Source organism: Collinsella aerofaciens, assembly GCF_039758815.1.
GTDB classification, from domain to species: Bacteria; Actinomycetota; Coriobacteriia; order Coriobacteriales; family Coriobacteriaceae; genus Collinsella; species Collinsella aerofaciens_BP.
Genome location: NZ_JBDMSK010000013.1, coordinates 22,438 through 41,446, shown reverse-complemented (window position 1 = coordinate 41,446; position 19,009 = coordinate 22,438). Strand labels below are relative to the sequence as shown.

Here is a 19,009-nt window from a genome sequence, read left to right as displayed (position 1 = left end):
CATCGTCGCTTGCAATCGACAGGGCGGTTTCGCATAATAGCTTTTAAGCTTCGCGACGGAAAACGCAGATGAAACGAACCATATACCGTTGCTTTGGGGCATAGCCCCGCTTCATCTTCTCTCGCGCAGCCAACTGAATGATGCGATTTGGGTGCTGGAAGATGGGGAGAGCTCATGGCTTCTTCTGATGCAACACAACGAGCAGTCCTTGCCGGACTTTCGTGCGGGATCGGCCTGGCCGCCCCCGTGGTTATGTATGCCGCGACGCTGCCGTTTTCGTCGGTGAACGAGACGGTCGTGGCGGGTGCGGTTCCCTTCGCCGTGGGCGCGGTGGCGGGCGTGGGTATCTATGCCGCCTCGCTGGGCATCTCCGAGTACCGTGCGCAGCGTGAAGAGCGTCTGTTCCAGCCCGATGCCATGGGCGGTGCTGCCAATCTCAATCAACATCAAAGTGAGTTCAAGACCGCCTCGATTCCGGCTCAGCAGCAGGATGCGACTCCTTACGCTGCGGCTTCTGCTTCTCAGGCTCAGGCGGAGCAGTCTACCTCGGCATACCTTTCCGGCCTGACTGGTGCGTTCCAGCGCCGTCATGCCGATGATGGTGTCCCTACCATCGCTCGAGCCGCAGATGCTATGGACGAGGCCGAGGCTTGGTCCATGATCGACAGTATGCTCGACGACGATTCGCCGGTGAGCTGCGACCCTGCACACTCGCGCGACGTCTATCAAGTCGCCATCGACGAGCTTACCAACGGCGGGCAGACCGGCTCCTTCAATCGTGACGACATCGCCGCCGCGGCGCGCGCCGTGTCGGGCTCCCAGGCCGCCCCTGCGGGCAGCACGGCGGCTTTCGTGGCACTCGTTGCCAACGCGGCAGCCAATAACGCCTACAACGCTACCTCGGGCGACGCGAACGCTTCTGCCGATTATTCGTACGTTGATGAAGCCATTACCGCGGACGAGGAGGCCGTTGCCGCCCGCCGTGCCGCCGAGAGCTCGCTTTGGGGCGCTCCTGCTCAGCAGCAGGCGGCTGAGGCTGCGCCGTACAACGCAAACCTCGCCAGCATGCCTATCATCTCCGGTGCCGCGGACATCGATCTTGACGACCTCGATGAACCTGCAGCCATCACCGCATCGATTGATGCCCAAGATCGCATCGACACCGGCGACCTTCCGGACGCCTCGCTCGAGGTCGATGTCCCCATGGCCGATTACTCGGGCCACGAGGACATGTGGGCCGCCGCCACCGCGATTCTGGATGAGATTGACGAGCCCGCTCCTGTTGCAGTCCCCACTCCCGTCGCTGCCCCTCAGCCTGCTGCTCCCGCCTATGTCGGCCGTCACAGCGCTGTGTTCCCCGAGGATACCGCCCGTATCTCGCGCGAGAGCATCGAGCGGGCCGAGGCTATTGCCGCCGGCATTATGGAAAATCGTCGTCACGAGCGCGTCAATCAGATCCTCGAGGAAGAGATCGAGCGCCTGCAGTCCTCTACCGCCAAGCGTACGGGCCGTGCCTATCTGAGCGTTATCGAGGGCGGTACCGCCAGCTTCGCGCCGCTCCGCGCGGAGGCATAACTTCTGCATGGTTAAGATCAATCGAAAATGGGCGGTCGTGACCTGCCTGATGGCGCTCTTGATCTGGGGCAATTCGCTGGTTCCCGGCTCGGGGTCGGGCTCGCTGAGCCTAACGGTCATGGAAGCTATCCGCGGTTTCCTGCACGGCGTGGGACTTCCATATGAATGGGTGACCAACTTTGTTGTTCGCAAGTGCGCGCATTTTACCGAGTATATGGTGCTCGGCATCCTGGCAACGCACGCTTTTGATTTTGAGGGCCGGCACACCTTTGACGTGCTGCTGCCCACGGCGGTGTTCCTGCTGCTGATTCCCTCGATCGACGAGACGATTCAGCTCTTTGTGCCGGGACGCGCCGGCATGATCACCGATGTGATGATCGACTGCTGTGGAGCGGCAATGGGCGTTGTGCTCCGATATCTCTTACGGTCGCTGATGTACGCCAAAAAGGCCGCCTAGGACGTATTGTTTGGTCCTAGGCGGCCTTTTTTATTTGAGGGCTTATATGAGGCGTGGTGGCGTCGTTCCATTGGTCGGATTTGCTGGGCGCGCCACGCCCCGTGGGTGCGTCTGTTACTGAAGCGCCTGTGCGCCCAGGGCAAGGCAACCCATGATGCCCTGCTTGCCCTCGAGGCTGTTGTTGACAATGTAGGTATCGATGTCGTTGACCTCGGGCGTGACGATATAGCCGTTGAGCATTTCGGCACATTTCTTGCGTGCGAGCGGCACGATGGGGGTGTGGTCGGCCACGCCGCCGCCGATGATGATCTTTTGCGGCGCGTAGCACAGCGTGTAGGTCATGAGCGCCTGTGCCAGATAGCCGGCGAGCAGGTCCATGGCCTCCGGGTCATCGGCCATGTCTCCGGCGCTCTTGCCATCCCAGCGCTTTTTAACGCCGGGGCCGGCGATGAGGCCCTCGAGACAGTTGTCGTGGAAGGGGCAGGCGCTGTGCTCGCCAATGGTGTCGCGCGGGTCGCGCGTGACCAGGATGTGGCCGGCCTCGGGATGCATCATGCCGTGCACGAGCTTACCGCCCGAGAGCACGCCGGCGCCCACGCCGGTGCCGATGGTCAGGTAGACCACGTCGGTGAGGCCCTTGGCGCAACCAAACGTGACCTCGCCCAGGCAGGCGACGTTGACGTCGGTATCGTAGCCGCAGGGGATATTGAGCTCGTTTTGGATAGTGCCCAGCAGGTCAAAGTAGCGCCATGCCGTTTTGGGCGTCTCCAGGATCTTGCCGTATTGGGGCGAGGCAGGGTTGACTGCGGTGGGGCCAAAGGCGCCGATGCCCAGCGCGGCGATGCCCTTGTCGGCAAACCATGCGTTGACGGCCTCAACGGTCTCCTGCGGGGTCGTGGTCGCGATCTGCTCGCGCTCTAGGACCGTACCGTCCGCATAGCCCGTGGCGCAGACCATCTTGGTGCCACCGGCCTCGAGCGCTCCGATAAGCTGCTGCTCTGCCATAGTATTCCTCTCTCTGGGACGAGTTGCTCCGTGACTAAAGTATAGAGCTCTAAACTATTTAAGAAAGCGCTATAGAAAGAAGCCTCGCAACGCGGCGGGCGGTGCGAGGCTTCTTTGGTTGCTTTAGTTGCCGGGCCGTCCTTACCCGCGCGGCTTGATTTTATCACGTAGCGACTTGAGGTTCTCCAGCGCCGCGTTAAGCGTCTCGTCTCGCTTGGCAAAGTGGAAACGAATCAGATGGTTGACGGGCTCGCGGAAGAAGCTCGAGCCGGGCACGGCGCCCACGCCCACCTTAGACGCGAGGTCCTCGCAGAATTCGAGGTCGCTGTCATAGCCAAACTCAGAGATGTCCATCATGACGTAGTAGGCGCCCTGCGGCACGTTGTGCGTGAGGCCGATGCTGCCGAGTCCCTGACAGAACAGGTCGCGCTTGGCGGTGTAGAGGTCGAGGACCTCCTGGTAATAGCTGTCGTCGAAGTTGAGGGCGGTGACGACAGCTTCCTGCAGGGGAGCGGCGGCACCCACGGTGAGGAAGTCGTGGACCTTCTTGATGCGCTCGGTGATCTGGGCCGGGGCAATGGTGTAGCCCAGACGCCAGCCGGTGATGGAGTACGTTTTGGACAGCGAGCTGCAGCTGATGGTTCGCTCGAACATGCCGGGCAGCGTGGCCATATAGACGTGCTCGTGGGGCGCGTAGACGATGTGCTCGTACACCTCGTCGGTGATGCAGTAGGTGTCGTACTTTTTGCAGAGGTCGGCGATAAAGGTGAGCTCCTCGCGCGTAAAGACCTTGCCGCAAGGGTTGGAAGGGTTGCACAGGACGATGGCCTTGGGGTCGTTGTCGCGGAAGGCCGCCTCGAGTGTCTCGCGGTCAAAGTCGAATGTGGGCGGGTTGAGCGGCACGTAGATAGGCTCGGCACCCGAAAGGATCGTGTCGGCGCCGTAGTTCTCGTAGAACGGCGAGAAGATGACGACCTTGTCTCCGGGGTTCGTAACCGTCATCATGGCGGCCATCATGGCCTCGGTGGAGCCGCAGGTGACTACGATATTCTCGTTGGGGTTTACCGACATGCCCATAAAATGCTCCTGCTTGGCGGCAAGCGCCTCACGCATGGCCTGGGAGCCCCAGGTGATGGAGTACTGGTGGTAAAGCGGCTTGGGGTCGGTGGCGATGGTGCTGAGGCTATCGAGCAGCTGCGCTGGGGGATCGAAGTCAGGGAAGCCCTGCGAGAGATTGACAGCGCCGTACTTATTGGAGATGCGTGTCATGCGGCGGATGACCGAATCGGTAAACGTTGCCGTGCGGTTGGAGAGTTCTTTCATGACGGTCCTTTCGAGCATTTGCAGTGGGGCAAGTTTACTCCTATGAAACCGGTGGGATTTGCTCGAAATGGTCTCGAAAGACTCTTTTCAAAATTCTTGAAAATTGGGGCTTGCATCACGTGGCGTTCCTTGCAATAATAGTCGAGCGCGAAGCGCACAGGACACGGTGGGTGTAGCTCAGTTGGCTAGAGCGACGGGTTGTGGTCCCGTAGGTCGAGGGTTCGAGTCCCTTTACCCACCCCAGTTCTTGCTTCGTGTTGATATCGGGTCGTTAGCTCAGTTGGTAGAGCAGGGGACTCTTAATCCCAAGGTCCAGGGTTCGACCCCCTGACGGCCCACCACACGATATCTCCTCTAAAGTCCGCCACAACGGACTTTAGCTTTGGGTCGTTAGCTCAGTTGGTAGAGCAGGGGACTCTTAATCCCAAGGTCCAGGGTTCGACCCCCTGACGGCCCACCAAAGCAAGTTAAGACGGTCAACTTCGGTTGGCCGTCTTTTTTTGTTGACCTTTCATGGGGTCGAACCCGAAAGGGCGCGGCCGCTTTCACAGATTGAGTCTACCCTGGGGATCGGTGAAACCGTCAGTACCCTCCTTGAGTTTCTTCTCGTCTGCCTTCACGCGACGCTCGAGCTTTTTTGTATCCTCGGCAGGCGGTAGGTTCTCGGGAACAATTCCGCGGTCGATGAGGCTGCCACGCACGCTCGTGTTGTTCTCGACGTGTTCTTGTTTGATCTGGTCCAGACCGTACAAGTCGTGTTCCTCGGCGTTGAAGGCCGTCATCGAGTTCGTGAGGTCCTTTGCTTTGATGAGAACATCGGCTAGCTTGTCCGCCAATGCAGCACTCTTGGACACACCAAGCTGCCGCTTCATGTCCGCCGTGCTTCTGCCGCCGAATAACGCCTCATCGCCCTTCGACTTGATGATCGCGAATCCTTTGGAGTCCACGCCTCGTTTGAACGCAATGCCCGAGAGCTGTTTCTCTGAATCGGATAGCGAGTGGCACGCCTGCAAGCGCTGAATCTCTGCGAAGCGCTGCTCTATGAGCTCCTGACGGCGTGTCTGCACGGCGAAGTACGCCTGTGCGAGTGCGATTTCGGGCTTGTTTGGGTCTCCGTTTTGGGCGATTAAATAGCATGCGTAGCGCGTCAGCTTGTAGTCTTTTACGGCTCGTTTGGCGATGCCGGCATCTACCATTTTGCTGGCCTCAGCAAAATGGGCGGCAACAGGCATTTTATTGGTGTCACACGATGCCATGGATCTCTTAACTGCAGTCTCAAAATTACGCCATTGGGTGTATCCGAGGGGTTCCATTAAATCGCGTGCGAGCCAATACTCAACGCCGTCTTCTACATGGGCGTAGCTGTCAAGTTCGACACGCCATTTCTCGATATCCCTGCTGTCCATATCTCTTCCTTTCTGTTCGTTTGTCTACGTGGACTATGTCGACTCCGTATTCAGAATGAGTATATTTGCCCGCGCGGACACGAATGGGCCCTGTGTCGCTTTGAGTTCACGGGACCCATTAATATCGAGAAGTTGTGTTCTGCTCTGGAGGGGTGCTCGGCTTAGTCCGCTCGATAGTGCGAACCCAGGCTTTCGGTCCGCTTGCGCATGGCTTTGACCATTTCCTGTGCTAGTTGAATCTGCGATTGCAGGCGGGCGAGGGCAGCGATTTCGCTGTCGTTGGCATGTGGCTTATTTAGAGCCGTGGCTTCGTCTTGCAGGCTTTCAAGCTGTTGCAGGGCCTCGGATAGGCCTGTTTCGGTCCTGTTGATCATGCAAAAGGTGCTCATCGTGTGCCTAAGGCTGTGTGTCAGGCGTTCGGCATCTGTTGCGGCAATGCCGTACTGGGGGAGGGTGATATCCGCCTTCAGGGCCGCCTCAGGCTCTTTCTGCGCTGCAAGGGCTGCCGATGCGCCCGCGATGCGTCCGAATACGATGCCGTTGGCGCTTGACAAGCCACCAATGCGGTCGGCGCCGTGCATGCCGCCTGTCGCCTCGCCGCAAGCGTAGAGGCCCTCAACGCCCGTGTGCGCGGTCTTATCGATCTTGATGCCGCCGTTAGCGGCGTGGGCATACATCGCAACGCGCATCTCGTCGGTCGGCGCGATGCCGTGCTCGTCTTGCAGCCAGGTGGCAAAGGTCTGCACAAACTCTGGGACATCCTCGCGGGGGAAGTCGTAGTGGAGTGCCAGGCCTTCGACACCTGCCTGATCGATGACGAGATCGATAGCGCGGGAGGCCAAGCGTGACGTGAAGGGACCATATCCAGAGCGCTGCTCGAGCAGGTCGTCCAGCTTGTCGTCGGCAATATCTACCGGCTGGTCTACGTGCACGTAGCGCCAGGTTTTCTCATTGAAGACCAAGTTACGCCTGGGCTCGATGAAGCCGGGCATCATCTGCATGAACTCTATATTAGTAAGTGTTGCGCCGTGCGCCAGCGCGATGGCCTGCGAGGAACTGAGCACATCAGCCGACGTAAGGCTGCGCTCGAACAGGCCGCCTGTGCCACCGGCTGCGATGACCGTGGCCTTGGCAGCAAAGGGCACGATTCGATTTTCGGTAAGGTCGTAGAGTACGGTTCCGGTTATTCTGCCGTTCGTGTCCTCAACAAGGTCGATAAGCTCATGGCGGGGGAGCAGGCGAATGCCGAGCGACTCGATCCAGGTCGTCAGAGAGTCCTCAAGGGGCTTGCGGGTGAGGCCGCGCCACATGCGCGTCTTGTGGTCAAAGCAGGGGATAAATTGCTTTTGTTGAGCACTCTTGGCGCTTTGCGGACGCTGGAGCTCAACGCCCAGGTCTTGCTCGAGCCAGTCAATCGCTTGGGGAATGCCGTGGACGAACGCTTGGACGAGATCGGGGTCGGCAACGCCGCCGCCGACGGCCAGGATGGTGTCGATGAGGTCCTGCTCGTCGTCTTCGTTAACGGGTCCGATAAGCCCTAGGCCCCAGGTTCCGGGGAAGAAGCTCGATCCACTCATAGTCTTGCCGGCGCTTGCCACAGTGACGGTTGCACCCGTGCGTGCCGCTTCGATGGCGGCGCAAAGGCCCGCAATGCCAGATCCAATTACCAGTACATCAGTCGATTCCATCGGATTCCTTTCTCGTCCGGCGCATTGTCGCACGGGTGATCGGCAATGGGGCCGCAAAGACCCGGCAAATCGGTAAAGGGCAAATATGGCAGGTGGGCGTCATGGACGCTCTGACGCTCCATCTCATCACATCTCGTATTTCGCCCCAGCTGATATACCGGCATTAGCTACCCTGCGCCAGCGCAAACAAAAAGAGCCGCTACCTCGAAAGGTAGCGACTCCAAAGCTCAACTATATGAGCATCGCGCGGGCGCGATTAGGCCTTGAGGGCCTCCTCGACGGCGACAGCGCAGGCGACGGTGGCACCGACCATGGGGTTGTTGCCCATGCCGATGAGACCCATCATGTCAACGTGCGCAGGCACGGAGGAAGAACCGGCGAACTGGGCGTCGGAGTGCATGCGGCCCATGGTGTCGGTCATGCCGTAAGAGGCAGGGCCGGCGCCCATGTTGTCCGGGTGCAGGGTGCGGCCAGTGCCGCCACCAGAAGCGACGGAGAAGTACTTCTTGCCAGCCTCGATGCGCTCCTTCTTGTAGGTGCCAGCAACGGGGTGCTGGAAGCGCGTGGGGTTGGTGGAGTTACCGGTGATCGAGATGTCGACGTTCTCGTGCCACATGATGGCAACGCCCTCACGGACGTCGTCGGAGCCGTAGCAGTTAACGGCAGCGCGGGGACCATCGGAGTAGGGGATGGTCTCGACGACCTTGAGCTCGCCCGTGTAGTAGTCGAACCGGGTCTTCACATAGGTGAAGCCGTTGATGCGGGCGATGATCTGGGCGGCGTCCTTGCCTAGGCCGTTGAGGATAACGCGCAGCGGCTTCTTGCGAGCCTTGTTGGCGTTCAGAGCCAGGCCGATAGCGCCCTCAGCGGCAGCGAAGGACTCGTGGCCGGCCAGGAAGGCGAAGCACTCGGTGTCGTCGGAGAGCAGCATAGCGCCCAGGTTGCCGTGGCCCAGACCGACCTTGCGGTCCTCGGCGACGGAGCCGGGAACGGTGAAGGCCTGGATGCCCTCGCCGATGATGGCGGCAGCCTCAGAAGCGGACTTGGCGCCACGCTTGACAGCGAGAGCGCAGCCGAGGGTGTAGGCCCACTCAGCGTTCTGGAAGGCGATGGACTGGGTGTTGTTGACGATCTCACGCGGGTTGAAGCCCTTGTCGGTGCAGATCTGCAGAGCTTCCTCGAGGGAGGCGATGCCGTTGTCGGCGAGGCACTTGTTGATCTTGTCAGCGCGGCGCTCGTAACCTTCGAACGTAACAGTCATAGTTATTTCCCTCCCTTTCTACTCGTGAACCGGGAACACGCTGGCGACGGAGTGAGTCTCCTCGTCGGTGCGCGGGTCGATGTACTTGGCAGCGTTCTCCCACTGACCATAGTGGCCCATAGCGCCAGCGATGGCCTCCTCGGGGGTCTTGCCGGCCTTGACGGCGTCGGTGAACTTGCCGAGGTTCAGGAACTCGAAAGCGATGATCTCGTTCTTGTCGTTGAGAGCCATGCGGGTGACGTAGCCCTGAGCGAGCTCGAGGTAACGAGCGCCCTTGGCCTTGGTGCCGAACATGGTGCCGACCTGAGAGCGAAGGCCCTTGCCGAGGTCGTCGAGGGAGGCGCCCACGGGCAGGCCGCCCTCGGAGAACGCGGTCTGGCTGCGGCCGTAAACGATCTGCAGGAAGATCTCGCGCATAGCAACGTTGATGGCGTCGCAGACGAGGTCGGTGTTGAGGGCCTCGAGAATGGTCTTACCGGGAAGGATCTCGGAAGCCATGGCGGCAGAGTGCGTCATACCCGAGCAGCCGATGGTCTCAACGAGGGCCTCCTCGATGATGCCGTCCTTGACGTTCAGCGTGAGCTTGCAGGCGCCCTGCTGAGGTGCGCACCAACCCACACCGTGCGTAAGACCGGAGATGTCGGAAATCTCCTTAGCCTGGACCCACTTGCCCTCCTCGGGGATGGGTGCGGGGCCGTGGTATGCACCCTTGGCAACGGGGCACATGTTCTCCACTTCCTGTGAGTACTGCATGCCTCTCCTCTCTATCGTGTTGGCGTCCCGTCTGGGGGTCGTGGCTGGCGATTGCCGGGCGACCCTTCGAAAGGGACATGACATGCAGCCCCTATAATACCGCGAAATGCACGGAATATTCGGCGAACGGCTCAGTTTTCGTAGCGAGAAGTCCGGAAGTTTTAATTGAAACGGTTTAACGCTATGTTCTGTGGTCGCGAACTTCCGTAGAGGGGGTCCGTCTTTGGCAAGCTTTTGGTCAGCTCTTGTAAGCGTTGCAGGGGTTGACCTGTTGCAACGGTGCCGTTCGCCGCCTGATTACTGCCTTTGGCCGCGCGAGTGTATTGTTTTGCGTGAATGTTTTGATGGCACGCTTCAATCGTGCTGTATTGGATGGCAAGCAGATCCCGGCGAAGGGAGCGCCATGCAGCGCGTTTGGAGAACGGTTACCGGCTTTTACCATGTCTGTGCCCGCGGTACGGGCAAGCGGCTCATCTTTGAGGGCGATGACGACCGGTTGGAGTTTTTGGAGCTGATGCGCGAGTGCTGCCGCGAGGAGGGCGTGACGGTCGTTGCGTGGTGCCTTATGAACGACCACGTGGATCTGGTACTCTCGGATTATGAGGACACGATGAGCGCGGCGATGCACCGACTGCTTTTGACGTACGCTCGTCGGTTCAACAAGCGTACCGGACGCTCCGGGCATCTGTTCCAGAACCGTTTTGACCGGCGCTCACTCGATACCGACTGGCAGGTGATGGAGGCTATTCGCTCTGTACACGCCGATCCGCAGGAGGTGGGCGTTAGCCTAATCGAGCGTTATCCCTGGAGCAGCTTTCCGGAACATCTACGCGCTTACGACGGTGATGTGGCCCATGCCGCGAGGGGATTTTCTGATCCTTCTTGCGTGCTTGAGCTTTTTGGCTCTGCCGAGGGCTTTATTGCCTATTCGCTTTCGACGCCCGCCGGCAGTGAGTCAGCGCTGTGCGATATGAAAGAGACGGAGTGGGAACGCCACGCCTTTGCCGACAAGATGGCGAAGAGCCTCGGGGTTCCGCTCAACGAACTCAAGACCGTTGCGCCCTCGCGGCGAGACAGAATCATTTTCGCTCTGCACGATGGCGGCTACACGGTGCGCGAGGTCGAACGGTATACGGGAATCAGCAAGAGTACCGTATCTCGTATCGTGCGCGCTTATGCGCGGGTGAAGGCACAGGCTGAGCTCTCGGAATAGAAAATGGCCGAACCACTCTTGTCAAGCGATTCGGCCAACAAAAATCTTAAGATTTGGGACAAGTTCTACTGATTATTTTGTCCCGTGAGCATGCCGTCGAGGGTGCGCCAGGCGAGCTCGGCGCATTTGACGCGGGCGGGCATGTGCGAGATGTCCTGGAGCTGGGCGGCTTCGTCCAGGTCTTCCAGGTCCTCCTCGGAGAGCTGCTCGCCGCGGATCATGGCAAGGAAGAGCTCTGCTAGGCGGCGAGCTTCCTCGACGGTCTCGCCGGTGATGAGGTCGGCCATGATGTCGGCGCTGGCCTGACTGATGGCGCAGCCGTGGCCGGTAAAGGAGGCCTCCTCGATCACGCCGTTCTCGACGCGCAGCTGCAAGGTGAGCTCGTCGCCGCAGCTGGGGTTGATGCCGTCGTGCTCGTGCGTGGGAGCATCCATCTCATACTTATAGTCGGGGTGCGAGTTGTGCTCCATAAATGTGGTGGAGGTGTACAGATTACCCATTGAACGTGCTCCAAACGTGATGCAGGCCGGCGATGAACTTGTCGATGTCGGCCTTGTCGTTGTAGAAGGCCACGCTGGCGCGGCAGCAGGCAAGGTTCTCGACGCCCAGCCAGGTGAGCAGCGGCTGCGCGCAGTGGTGGCCGGCGCGTATGCAGACGCCGTCCATGTCCATGATGCTCGCGACGTCGTGCGGGTGGATGCCCTTGACGTTAAAGCTCACAACGCCGTGGTGGTTGTCCCAATAGATGGAGCCGATGATCTGGACAAAGTCGAGCTGCATGAGCTCGCCCATCAGATAGTGGACGAGTGCCTGCTCGCGGGCCTGGATGTTCTCGTAACCCACGGTGTTGACCAGGTAGTCGAGTGCCGCACCCGTGGCGAAGATGCCGGCGGCGTCCTGCGTGCCGGCCTCGAATTTCTCGGGAACGGGCGCCCAGACGGCGTCCTGCTCGGTGACCGAATCGATCATCTCACCGCCGGTAAGCACTGGCGGCATGGCGTTGAGCAGGTCCATCTTGCCCCACAGCACGCCGATGCCCATGGGGCCCATGGCCTTGTGCGCGCTAAAGGCAAAGAAGTCGGCGCCCAGGTCGGCCACATCGACCGGCATGTGCGGCAGCGACTGCGCGCCGTCGACGACCAGATAGCCGCCGTACTTGTGCACGAGCTTGCCGAGGTTCTTGACCGGGTTCTCGACTCCTAGCACGTTGGAGACCTGACCCACGGCCAGGATCTTGGTCTTGGGTCCCACCTTGGCAAGAACCTCCTCGGTGGTGAGCTGGCCGGTCTTGGTGGGATAGAGGTAGACGAGCTTGGCGCCGGTCTCGCGGCAGACCTGCTGCCACGGAATCAGGTTGGAGTGGTGCTCCATGATGGTGATGACGACCTCGTCACCGGGCTCGAGCACCGTGGGTGCAAAGCTCTTGGCGACCAGGTTGAGCGACTCGCTCGTGTTGCGGGTGAAGACGACCTCGTTGGCCTGTGAGGCACCGATGAGGTCGGCGATCTGCTGGCGGACTTTCGCGATGGCGTCGGTGGCCTCGACGGACAGCGAGTACAGGCCACGCAGGGGGTTGGCGTTCATGCGCTGATAGAAGTCGCGCTCGGCGTCGAGCACGCAGGCAGGGCGCTGCGCGGTGGCGGCACTATCGAGGAAGGCGATCTCGGGGTGTTGCTGGAACAGCGGGAACTGTGCCTTGTAGGGATTGGTCTCGATGTCGACGGTAGGCCAGCCGCGCGAGGCCTCGTCGCTGGCGTCGAGCTCCATAGGCTCCGGTGCGGTACAGGTATCGCATTTAACGTGCTCGGTGTCGATCATGCGAGCTCCTCTTCAAAGTTGTCGATCAGGTTGTTGCCCAGGCGGACGACGGCGGCGCGGGTGCGCTCGTCGGTGGCGGAAAGCGCGGCGTCCTCCAGCTTGGCACGGACGAACAGGTCCTCGGCGGCGTTTTGGTCAAGACCGCGGCAGGCGAGGTAGAACAGCTGCTCGTCGCGGACGTGGCCGATGGTGGCTCCGTGGTTGCCGGCGACGTCGTCCTCGTCGCAGAGAATGACGGGAATGGTCTTGTTGTCGACCCCCTTGTTGGCCAAAAGCACCGTCTCGCGCTCGGTGCCGGTTGCACCCTTGCAGCCGTGCACGAGGTCGATGGTGCCGCGGTAGACCTTCTTGGACGTGCCGGTCAGCACGCCGTTGGCGTCGATCTCGCACTCGGTCTTGCGACCGCGGTGGCGCAGCTCGTAGTTAAAGTCGCGCACCTGCTCTCGGGCGCCCAGGTAGTCAGTATCGATGGTGACCTTGGCGGTATCGCCCAACAGGTCGCCGGCGAGGCCGGTGGCGCTGGCACCGGCACCCAGGACGGTGTGCTGCACGTTGACGCGCGCGCCCTCGTCCAGGAACAGGCCGGTGTCGTCGAGCGCGATCCAGCTATCGTCGAGCGTCTGCGTGCAGGTCACGTTGACGGTGGCGTACTCGTGGGCGCACACGCGTAGCACGGAGCCCACGACACCCTCGCCGGTAACGGGGGAGTCTAGGGCAATATGTAGATCGAGCGTCGACTGGGGACGGGCGACGACGTCGATGGCGGCGATGGCCGCGGCGGCATCGACAGCGCTCACGCGCACGGTAACCGTGGCGTGCTTGTATGCGGGCACATCGATGACGATGCGCTTGGTAGCGTGGTCGGCCAGGTAGGTGTAGGCAGCCTCGCCCATGCCAGTCTCGAAGGCCTCGGCAGGGGAGAGCTCCTCCTCGAGCTTGATGGCGCCGGCCTGGTAGACGGAGGTCGCAGGCACGTCGAGCTCGGTCTCGGGCGTGATGCGGGCGCGGTCGGCGGCATCACCCGGGGCGGAGGCGCGGCGCTCGGGGAAGCGCTCGGCCATGGCATCCATGGCGGCGTCGAAGGCGTCGGCCGTGCCAGCAAACTGCTCTTCCAATCCATCAACCTCAACGGCCTCGGCGGGAGCGGCGGAAAGCTCGTCCGAAAGCTCGAGCTTGGTCTGGTTCATCTTGAGCCAACCCCAAGTGGCAGCCGGCATCGCATTGACCTGCTCAAGGGTGGTAGCAGCGGTGTTCGTGGTCTGTTTCATTATCCGATCGCTCCTTCCATCTCGAGCTTGATCAGGTTGTTCATCTCGACGGCGTACTCCAGCGGCAGCTCCTTGGAGACCGGGTTGGCAAAGCCGTTGACGATCATGGTACGGGCCTCTTCCTCCGAGATGCCGCGGCTCATCAGGTAGAACACCTTGTCGTCGCCGATGCGGCCGATGGTGGCCTCGTGGCCGATGTCGACGTTCTTGGCGCGGATGTCCATGGCCGGGATGGTGTCGGATCGGCTCTGGTCGTCGAGCATGAGCGACTGGCAGCTCACGGTTGCCTTGGAGCCCTCGGCCTTGGGCGTGGCCACGATGGAGCTGCGGAAGGTCTGGATGCCACCGCTCTTGGAGATGCCCTTGGTCTCGACGGTTGCCGAGGTCTCGGGCGCGTTGAGTACGACCTTGCAGCCTGTGTCGAGATTCTGACCGGCGCCGGCAAAGGTGATGCCGGTAAAGCTCGACCGGGCGCGGCGGCCGTTGAGCACGCTCATGGGGTAGAGGTAGCCCACGTGGCTGCCGAAGGAGCCGCTGATCCACTCGATGTCGCCGTCCTCGTCCACGCGCGCACGCTTGGTGTTGAGGTTGTACATGTTCTTGGACCAGTTCTCGATGGTCGAGTAGCGCAGGTGCGCACGCTTGCCCACAAAGAGCTCGACGGCGCCGGCGTGGAGGTTGGCCACGTTGTACTTGGGCGCGGAGCAACCCTCAATGAAGTGCAGGTCGGCATCGTCCTCTACGATGATGAGCGTGTGCTCAAACTGGCCGGCGCCCTTGGCGTTAAGGCGGAAGTAGCTCTGCAGCGGGAAATCGAGCTTGGTGCCCTTGGGCACGTAGACAAACGAGCCGCCCGACCATACGGCGCCGTGCAGGGCCGCAAATTTGTGGTCGGTGGGCGGGATGAGCGTCATAAACTTCTCGTGGATGAGCGGTTCCCACTGCGGATCGTGCAGGGCTTCCTCAATACCGGAGTAGACGATGCCCATCTTGGACGCCGTGTCCTGCATGTTGTGGTAGACGAGCTCGGAGTCGTACTGCGCGCCGACGCCTGCCAGGTAGCTACGCTCGGCCTCGGGGATGCCCAGGCGCTCAAAGGTGTTCTTGATGTCGTCGGGCACCGACTCCCAGTCGTGCTTTTGGTCGGTGTTGGGCTTGACGTAGGTGACGATGTTATCCATGTCCAGGCCCTCGATGGAGGGGCCCCACGTCGGATCCGGGAAGCGGTTGAAGATTTCGAGGGACTTTAAGCGCAGGTCGAGCATCCACTGCGGCTCGTCCTTTTTGGCGCTGATCTCGCGCACGATGTCGGGCGTGATGCCGGCGTCGAGGCGCTCGAATCCCTCCTCGCCATAGGTGAAGTCGTAGAGGCTGCGGTCGATGTCCGCGACCTCGGTGCGGTTCTTGGTCATTGCGTCGCCCCTTTACGCCTGCTGCTCGGCAGCGGCAGACTCGGCCTGGGCGCGCTGCTCGGCGGCCTCGCGCTCGAAGGTCTCAAAGCCGTTCTTGTCGATCCAGGGGATGAGCGAGGCGTCGTCCTCGCGCACGATGTGGCCCTTGACCATAACGTGGACGCGGTCGACATCCAGGTGCTCCAGGATGCGCGTGTTGTGTGTGATGATGAGCATGGAGCCGTCGCAGCTCTTGCGGTAGGCGTCCATGCCGTGGCTGACGGTGGACAGGGCGTCGACGTCCAGGCCGGAGTCGGTTTCGTCCAAGATGGCGAGCTTGGGCTGCAGCAGCAGGAGCTGGAGCATCTCGACCTTCTTCTTCTCGCCGCCCGAGAAGCCCACGCCCAGCTCGCGGTTGAGGTAGGCGGTGTCCATGTTGAGCTCGGCCGCGAGCTCCTTGACGCGACGGCGGAACTCCTTGCCCTTCATCTCCAGGCCGGGGCGGCCGGCGATGCTGGCGCGCAAAAAGCTCGACAGCGGCACGCCCGGAATCTCGACCGGGGCCTGGAAGCTCAGGAACAGGCCGGCGCGCGAACGCTTGTCGGTGGTGAGCTCGGTGATGTCCTGGCCGTCAAAGACGATGCGGCCGTCGTTGACGGTATAGACGGGGTCGCCCATGACCAGGTGGCCGAGGGTGGACTTGCCGGCGCCATTGGGTCCCATCAGCACGTGGGTCTCGCCGGCGGCGACGTTGAGGTTGACGTTGTGGAGGATGGTCTTCTCGTCCACGGAGGCGGTCAGACCTTCGATGGAAAGCAGCGGATTTGCGCTCATGCTGTCCCTCTCTGTATATGGTGTACTCATAGGTGTACTAAACCCTAGGAATCTTCTCGGAATAAAGTTACTATGGGTTCGGCGTTAGTCAAGGGAAAACCCGACTAATCCACTCGACTTTTTAGATGAGGGACATAAAATCAGGTTTGTTTGCCCCGCGTGCATAGGATTTGGGACAAACAAGCCTGGTTTTGTCCCAGTAACGATGGGAGGGTAGGTATGCTCATTTCTTCTAAGGGCCGCTATGCCCTCCGGCTGATGATCTATATCGCGGCGCTGGGCGACGCCGAGGGCAAGATTGCCCTGCGCGAGGTTGCCGACCGCGAGCATATCTCGCAAAAGTATTTGGAGCAGCTGGTTCGTCCGCTTATGAAGGCGGGCCTGCTTAAGAGCGTGCGCGGCAAGGGCGGCGGCTACATGATGGCCAAGGACCCGGTCGAGGTGCGTGCCGGCGACATCCTGCGCGCTGTCGAGGGCAGCACGGCGCCCGTGGCGTGCGACGGCATCGACAACAGCTGCGCCCGCAGTGACCTGTGTTCCACCGTCAAGTTCTGGCGCGGCCTGGACGATGTGATCGAAAAGTACGTCGACGGCGTGACGTTGGCCGACCTGGCCGCCGTCCCCGAGATCAACTTTGACATTAAGCTGTAGGGGCTGGCTTTCGTGAAGTCGTACGAAGCCTTTGATTCGCGGTTGGCACTGCTAGAGACAGCTCGATTCCAAGATTTCGATAACGACTATGTTGTCTCCGGATGTGCGTATATCTATGAGCAGGTTTTCGGTCTCTCAATTACGCTCCTTAAGCGTCTGCTCGAGTATGAGGGCGCCACGCTTGCCGCGTCGGGGTCTCCTCGCGCCATCTTGAAGGAGTCCTACCGATTCTACGACTTTATTGATGAGGCAGCCTGGCTGGATATGCTCAGAGACCGCAATACGAACGTCCATATCTACGACAACAAGCTCGCTCAAGATTTGATTCAGCGCATCTTGAACGTCTATATTCCCGCTTTCTGTCAGTTGAGAGACGGGCTGACGAAACGTTACGGCGAGCTTCTGTTGGCGCCCGACGACCAGTTTGTCTAATTCTTTAAGATTTCGCGGAGGGTTGTTGCCGTTTACCGAGGGGTTGTTGTGCAACAACGGGCGAGCTGCAATACTTATTTTTATCTTTGCAAACTGAACTTTAACTACACCAATGCAGGGAGGATCTTATGCAGCCCAAGCATTCTGCGATTGTCGCGGGTCTGACGCTGGCGCTTTCGTTTGGTGCCGTTTCCGCGCCGGCACCCGCCGCCGCCGAGGAGCCCACGCCGGGCGTTGCCTCGGATGCCACCGATATCGATAAGGGCCTTTACACCCAACAGTCCTTCTCGGGCGTGCTGAGGTCGGTCCAGGGCGTTTCGTTTGTCAACGTGACTCCCGAGATGAAGTACTTCACCAAATATGAGAGCCATGGCAACTATAACCAGGGCTTTTCGTATGGCGACGGTTATAACGCGCTGGGCTATTACCAGTTCGACCGCCGTTGGTCGCTCATCCCGTTTATGAAGCAGGCCTACAACTACAACCCTGAAAAATACTGCATGCTTAAGGATGCGATTGATCGCGGCAGCGAGATTTCCAACACGAGCAATGCCATGTACGAGAACGGCCAGCTCACCGAGTTGGGCCGTATCGCTCAGGATGCCTTCCAAGGTGCGTACAACACCGATCCTGTTGAGTTCTCAGCACTTCAAGATGCCTATGCGTACAACTCGTACTATGCGGTGACCGAGGCGTGGCTCAAGAGCGGCCTTGGTATTGATATTTCGGGCCGTGCCGATTGCGTCAAGGGCATGGTGTGGAGCATTACCAACATGTGCGGCACCGGTGGCTGCAGGGACTTCTTCCGCTGGGCGAATCTTTCTAATGATATGACTGACCGTGAGTTTGTGACGGCGCTCTCCAATAGCGTGGTCAACAATGTCGCCACCAAGTATTCGAGCCAGCCCCAGTATCATGAGGGCTGGAAGAACCGTTATAAGAATGAGCTGAAGGACTGCTTGGTTTATATCGCCGAGGATGAGGCTGCCGCTGCGACGCCCGTGCAGCCCGAGCCCACACCGGCGCCCTCGCCGACACCTGATTCGAATGACGACTCGAGTGACGATGCCAACGATGACAGGATGGATGCGCCCTCGACCGATGCTGACGGTAATGGCTCTGCTGGTGGCACTACCAACGACGGCTCTACCTCGAACGGCTCCAATTCGAACGGCTCTGCTGCGGGCGATTCGCCTTCAAGCTCTGCCGGCAATACGGACAGCGACGCTTCTGGTTCGACCGGCGCTGACACCTCTAACTCATCTACCGGCTCGAGCGATTCGTCCGTTGACACCGGCTCTAACAACGGCTCCGGCTCTGACACGACCCCTGATTCCGATGCTTCCAAGGACGACTCGAATAAGGCGCCGGACGCTCCCGTTGCTTCGCCGGACAAGAAGCCTTCTTTCTCCGTGCAGCTTGGTTCTACGCTGGGCTCTTCGCTGATGGCTGGTGTCAATAACGGCTCGACCCAGAACAAGGACAACTCTGATCAGGTTTCCACGGAAAAGGCCGAGGCCGCAAAGGGCGACTCCAAGGACGAGACTTCCGAGAAGACCGAATCCAATAAGGGTTCTAGCTCTGAGGAGAAGGACGACAAGTCCGCTCTGAAGAAGGACGAGAGCAAGACCGAGGGCGAAAAGAAACAGCCCGAAGACGACGACAAGAGCGGTGCTGACAACCAGGTCCAAGAGCAAAATGACTCCAAGACGGTGACCACTACAACCACGACGACTACAACGACCAAGTCATCTGGCGGTAACATGCCCAAGACGGGCGACCTTATCGTTATGGCGAGCCTTGCCAGCGCGAGCTTGGCCACGCTGGGCGCTACGTCCATCGTGAGTGGTAAGCATAAGCTCGATCAGCAGAAGAAAGCTTCTGGAGAGGACGACTCTGAGGAGTAGGCTCTCAGTTGCCAGATAACTAAATAG

17 protein-coding genes and 3 tRNA genes are annotated in these 19,009 nt (G+C 60.3%); 9 read left to right on the top strand and 11 right to left on the bottom strand.

Annotated features, from left to right (window positions below):
- The first annotated feature begins 174 nt into the window (after positions 1-174).
- Together ABHT90_RS06915 and ABHT90_RS06910 are read left to right on the top strand one after the other, a co-directional pair.
- Positions 175-1,575 carry a hypothetical protein gene (locus ABHT90_RS06915; protein ID WP_138112801.1) on the top strand — a complete coding sequence of 467 codons (1,401 nt, stop codon included), beginning with the start codon at positions 175-177 and terminating at the stop codon, positions 1,573-1,575.
- 7 nt (positions 1,576-1,582) lie between these two features.
- On the top strand, positions 1,583-2,032 hold the full coding sequence (locus ABHT90_RS06910) for a VanZ family protein (protein ID WP_138112799.1): 450 nt from the start codon (positions 1,583-1,585) through the stop codon (positions 2,030-2,032).
- Positions 2,033-2,146: 114 nt separating this feature from the next.
- Here the strand turns inward: ABHT90_RS06910 and ABHT90_RS06905 are convergent, their stop codons facing one another.
- Together ABHT90_RS06905 and ABHT90_RS06900 are read right to left on the bottom strand one after the other, a co-directional pair.
- Positions 2,147-3,037 (bottom strand): ROK family protein, encoded by an 891-nt coding sequence (locus tag ABHT90_RS06905; protein WP_138112797.1) that lies wholly within the window; start codon positions 3,035-3,037, stop codon positions 2,147-2,149.
- Between the two features lie 141 nt (positions 3,038-3,178).
- Positions 3,179-4,360, bottom strand: coding sequence for a pyridoxal phosphate-dependent aminotransferase (locus tag ABHT90_RS06900; protein ID WP_138112795.1), 1,182 nt, complete (start codon positions 4,358-4,360; stop codon positions 3,179-3,181).
- Positions 4,361-4,526: 166 nt separating this feature from the next.
- Here ABHT90_RS06900 and ABHT90_RS06895 point away from each other — a divergent pair.
- The 3 genes from ABHT90_RS06895 to ABHT90_RS06885 all read left to right on the top strand — a co-directional run bounded on the left by ABHT90_RS06895 (position 4,527) and on the right by ABHT90_RS06885 (position 4,820).
- Positions 4,527-4,603 (top strand) — tRNA-His (locus ABHT90_RS06895).
- Positions 4,604-4,625: 22 nt separating this feature from the next.
- A tRNA-Lys gene (locus ABHT90_RS06890) sits at positions 4,626-4,701 on the top strand.
- A 43-nt stretch (positions 4,702-4,744) separates the two neighbouring features.
- A tRNA-Lys gene (locus ABHT90_RS06885) sits at positions 4,745-4,820 on the top strand.
- A gap of 85 nt (positions 4,821-4,905) precedes the next feature.
- On the opposite strand, the gene dinD is transcribed toward ABHT90_RS06885, so the two are convergent.
- The 4 genes from dinD to ABHT90_RS06865 form a co-directional block, all read right to left on the bottom strand.
- A complete protein-coding gene (gene dinD, locus ABHT90_RS06880) occupies positions 4,906-5,766 on the bottom strand; it encodes a DNA damage-inducible protein D (protein WP_138112793.1) in 861 nt (286 codons plus the stop codon).
- A gap of 161 nt (positions 5,767-5,927) precedes the next feature.
- On the bottom strand, positions 5,928-7,454 hold the full coding sequence (locus ABHT90_RS06875) for an FAD-dependent oxidoreductase (RefSeq protein ID WP_346982025.1): 1,527 nt from the start codon (positions 7,452-7,454) through the stop codon (positions 5,928-5,930).
- A gap of 256 nt (positions 7,455-7,710) precedes the next feature.
- A complete protein-coding gene (locus tag ABHT90_RS06870; protein WP_346982024.1) occupies positions 7,711-8,715 on the bottom strand; it encodes a GGGtGRT protein in 1,005 nt (334 codons plus the stop codon).
- 18 nt (positions 8,716-8,733) lie between these two features.
- A complete protein-coding gene (locus tag ABHT90_RS06865) occupies positions 8,734-9,468 on the bottom strand; it encodes an iron-sulfur cluster assembly scaffold protein (RefSeq protein WP_006235554.1) in 735 nt (244 codons plus the stop codon).
- Positions 9,469-9,871: 403 nt separating this feature from the next.
- Between ABHT90_RS06865 and ABHT90_RS06860 the strand changes: the two genes are divergently transcribed.
- Complete coding sequence (locus ABHT90_RS06860; RefSeq protein ID WP_346982023.1) at positions 9,872-10,681, top strand: transposase; 810 nt, start codon at positions 9,872-9,874, stop codon at positions 10,679-10,681.
- 65 nt (positions 10,682-10,746) lie between these two features.
- On the opposite strand, the gene sufU is transcribed toward ABHT90_RS06860, so the two are convergent.
- Genes sufU through sufC form a run of 5 tightly spaced genes read right to left on the bottom strand, consistent with a single transcriptional unit; the run spans position 10,747 to position 15,992 of the window.
- A complete protein-coding gene (gene sufU / locus ABHT90_RS06855; RefSeq protein ID WP_117735615.1) occupies positions 10,747-11,181 on the bottom strand; it encodes a Fe-S cluster assembly sulfur transfer protein SufU in 435 nt (144 codons plus the stop codon).
- Positions 11,174-12,499, bottom strand: coding sequence for an aminotransferase class V-fold PLP-dependent enzyme (locus ABHT90_RS06850; protein WP_199570199.1), 1,326 nt, complete (start codon positions 12,497-12,499; stop codon positions 11,174-11,176). Before ABHT90_RS06850 ends, sufU begins: the two co-directional genes overlap by 8 nt.
- Positions 12,496-13,767: a SufB/SufD family protein gene (locus ABHT90_RS06845; protein ID WP_346982022.1), complete on the bottom strand. Its 1,272-nt coding sequence runs from the start codon at positions 13,765-13,767 to the stop codon at positions 12,496-12,498. The genes ABHT90_RS06850 and ABHT90_RS06845 overlap by 4 nt, the downstream gene beginning before the upstream one ends.
- Positions 13,767-15,179: a Fe-S cluster assembly protein SufB gene (sufB, locus tag ABHT90_RS06840; RefSeq protein ID WP_022094821.1), complete on the bottom strand. Its 1,413-nt coding sequence runs from the start codon at positions 15,177-15,179 to the stop codon at positions 13,767-13,769. The genes ABHT90_RS06845 and sufB overlap by 1 nt, the downstream gene beginning before the upstream one ends.
- A 12-nt stretch (positions 15,180-15,191) precedes the next feature.
- Complete coding sequence (sufC, locus tag ABHT90_RS06835; protein ID WP_117821353.1) at positions 15,192-15,992, bottom strand: Fe-S cluster assembly ATPase SufC; 801 nt, start codon at positions 15,990-15,992, stop codon at positions 15,192-15,194.
- 219 nt (positions 15,993-16,211) lie between these two features.
- On the opposite strand from sufC, the gene ABHT90_RS06830 reads away from it, so the two are divergent.
- The 3 genes from ABHT90_RS06830 (at position 16,212) to ABHT90_RS06820 (ending at position 18,982) form a co-directional block, all read left to right on the top strand.
- Entirely contained in the window at positions 16,212-16,643 is a 432-nt protein-coding gene (locus tag ABHT90_RS06830) for an RrF2 family transcriptional regulator (RefSeq protein ID WP_055286554.1), read from the top strand.
- 12 nt (positions 16,644-16,655) lie between these two features.
- Positions 16,656-17,075 carry an HI0074 family nucleotidyltransferase substrate-binding subunit gene (locus ABHT90_RS06825; RefSeq protein ID WP_346982021.1) on the top strand — a complete coding sequence of 140 codons (420 nt, stop codon included), beginning with the start codon at positions 16,656-16,658 and terminating at the stop codon, positions 17,073-17,075.
- Positions 17,076-17,203: 128 nt separating this feature from the next.
- The gene (locus tag ABHT90_RS06820) at positions 17,204-18,982 is read left to right on the top strand and encodes a VgrG-related protein (protein WP_346982020.1); all 1,779 of its coding nucleotides are present in this window, start codon (positions 17,204-17,206) and stop codon (positions 18,980-18,982) included.
- Positions 18,983-19,009 lie beyond the last annotated feature (27 nt).

Bases quoted from the DNA above. Each gene is read 5' to 3' on its own strand.
- ABHT90_RS06915 (WP_138112801.1), top strand. From the start codon at position 175: ATGGCTTCTTCTGATGCAACACAACGAGCAGTCCTTGCCGGACTTTCG.
- ABHT90_RS06910 (WP_138112799.1), top strand. From the start codon at position 1,583: ATGGTTAAGATCAATCGAAAATGGGCGGTCGTGACCTGCCTGATGGCG.
- ABHT90_RS06905 (WP_138112797.1), bottom strand. From the start codon at position 3,037: ATGGCAGAGCAGCAGCTTATCGGAGCGCTCGAGGCCGGTGGCACCAAG.
- ABHT90_RS06900 (WP_138112795.1), bottom strand. From the start codon at position 4,360: ATGAAAGAACTCTCCAACCGCACGGCAACGTTTACCGATTCGGTCATC.
- dinD (WP_138112793.1), bottom strand. From the start codon at position 5,766: ATGGACAGCAGGGATATCGAGAAATGGCGTGTCGAACTTGACAGCTAC.
- ABHT90_RS06875 (WP_346982025.1), bottom strand. From the start codon at position 7,454: ATGGAATCGACTGATGTACTGGTAATTGGATCTGGCATTGCGGGCCTT.
- ABHT90_RS06870 (WP_346982024.1), bottom strand. From the start codon at position 8,715: ATGACTGTTACGTTCGAAGGTTACGAGCGCCGCGCTGACAAGATCAAC.
- ABHT90_RS06865 (WP_006235554.1), bottom strand. From the start codon at position 9,468: ATGCAGTACTCACAGGAAGTGGAGAACATGTGCCCCGTTGCCAAGGGT.
- ABHT90_RS06860 (WP_346982023.1), top strand. From the start codon at position 9,872: ATGCAGCGCGTTTGGAGAACGGTTACCGGCTTTTACCATGTCTGTGCC.
- sufU (WP_117735615.1), bottom strand. From the start codon at position 11,181: ATGGGTAATCTGTACACCTCCACCACATTTATGGAGCACAACTCGCAC.
- ABHT90_RS06850 (WP_199570199.1), bottom strand. From the start codon at position 12,499: ATGATCGACACCGAGCACGTTAAATGCGATACCTGTACCGCACCGGAG.
- ABHT90_RS06845 (WP_346982022.1), bottom strand. From the start codon at position 13,767: ATGAAACAGACCACGAACACCGCTGCTACCACCCTTGAGCAGGTCAAT.
- sufB (WP_022094821.1), bottom strand. From the start codon at position 15,179: ATGACCAAGAACCGCACCGAGGTCGCGGACATCGACCGCAGCCTCTAC.
- sufC (WP_117821353.1), bottom strand. From the start codon at position 15,992: ATGAGCGCAAATCCGCTGCTTTCCATCGAAGGTCTGACCGCCTCCGTG.
- ABHT90_RS06830 (WP_055286554.1), top strand. From the start codon at position 16,212: ATGCTCATTTCTTCTAAGGGCCGCTATGCCCTCCGGCTGATGATCTAT.
- ABHT90_RS06820 (WP_346982020.1), top strand. From the start codon at position 17,204: ATGCAGCCCAAGCATTCTGCGATTGTCGCGGGTCTGACGCTGGCGCTT.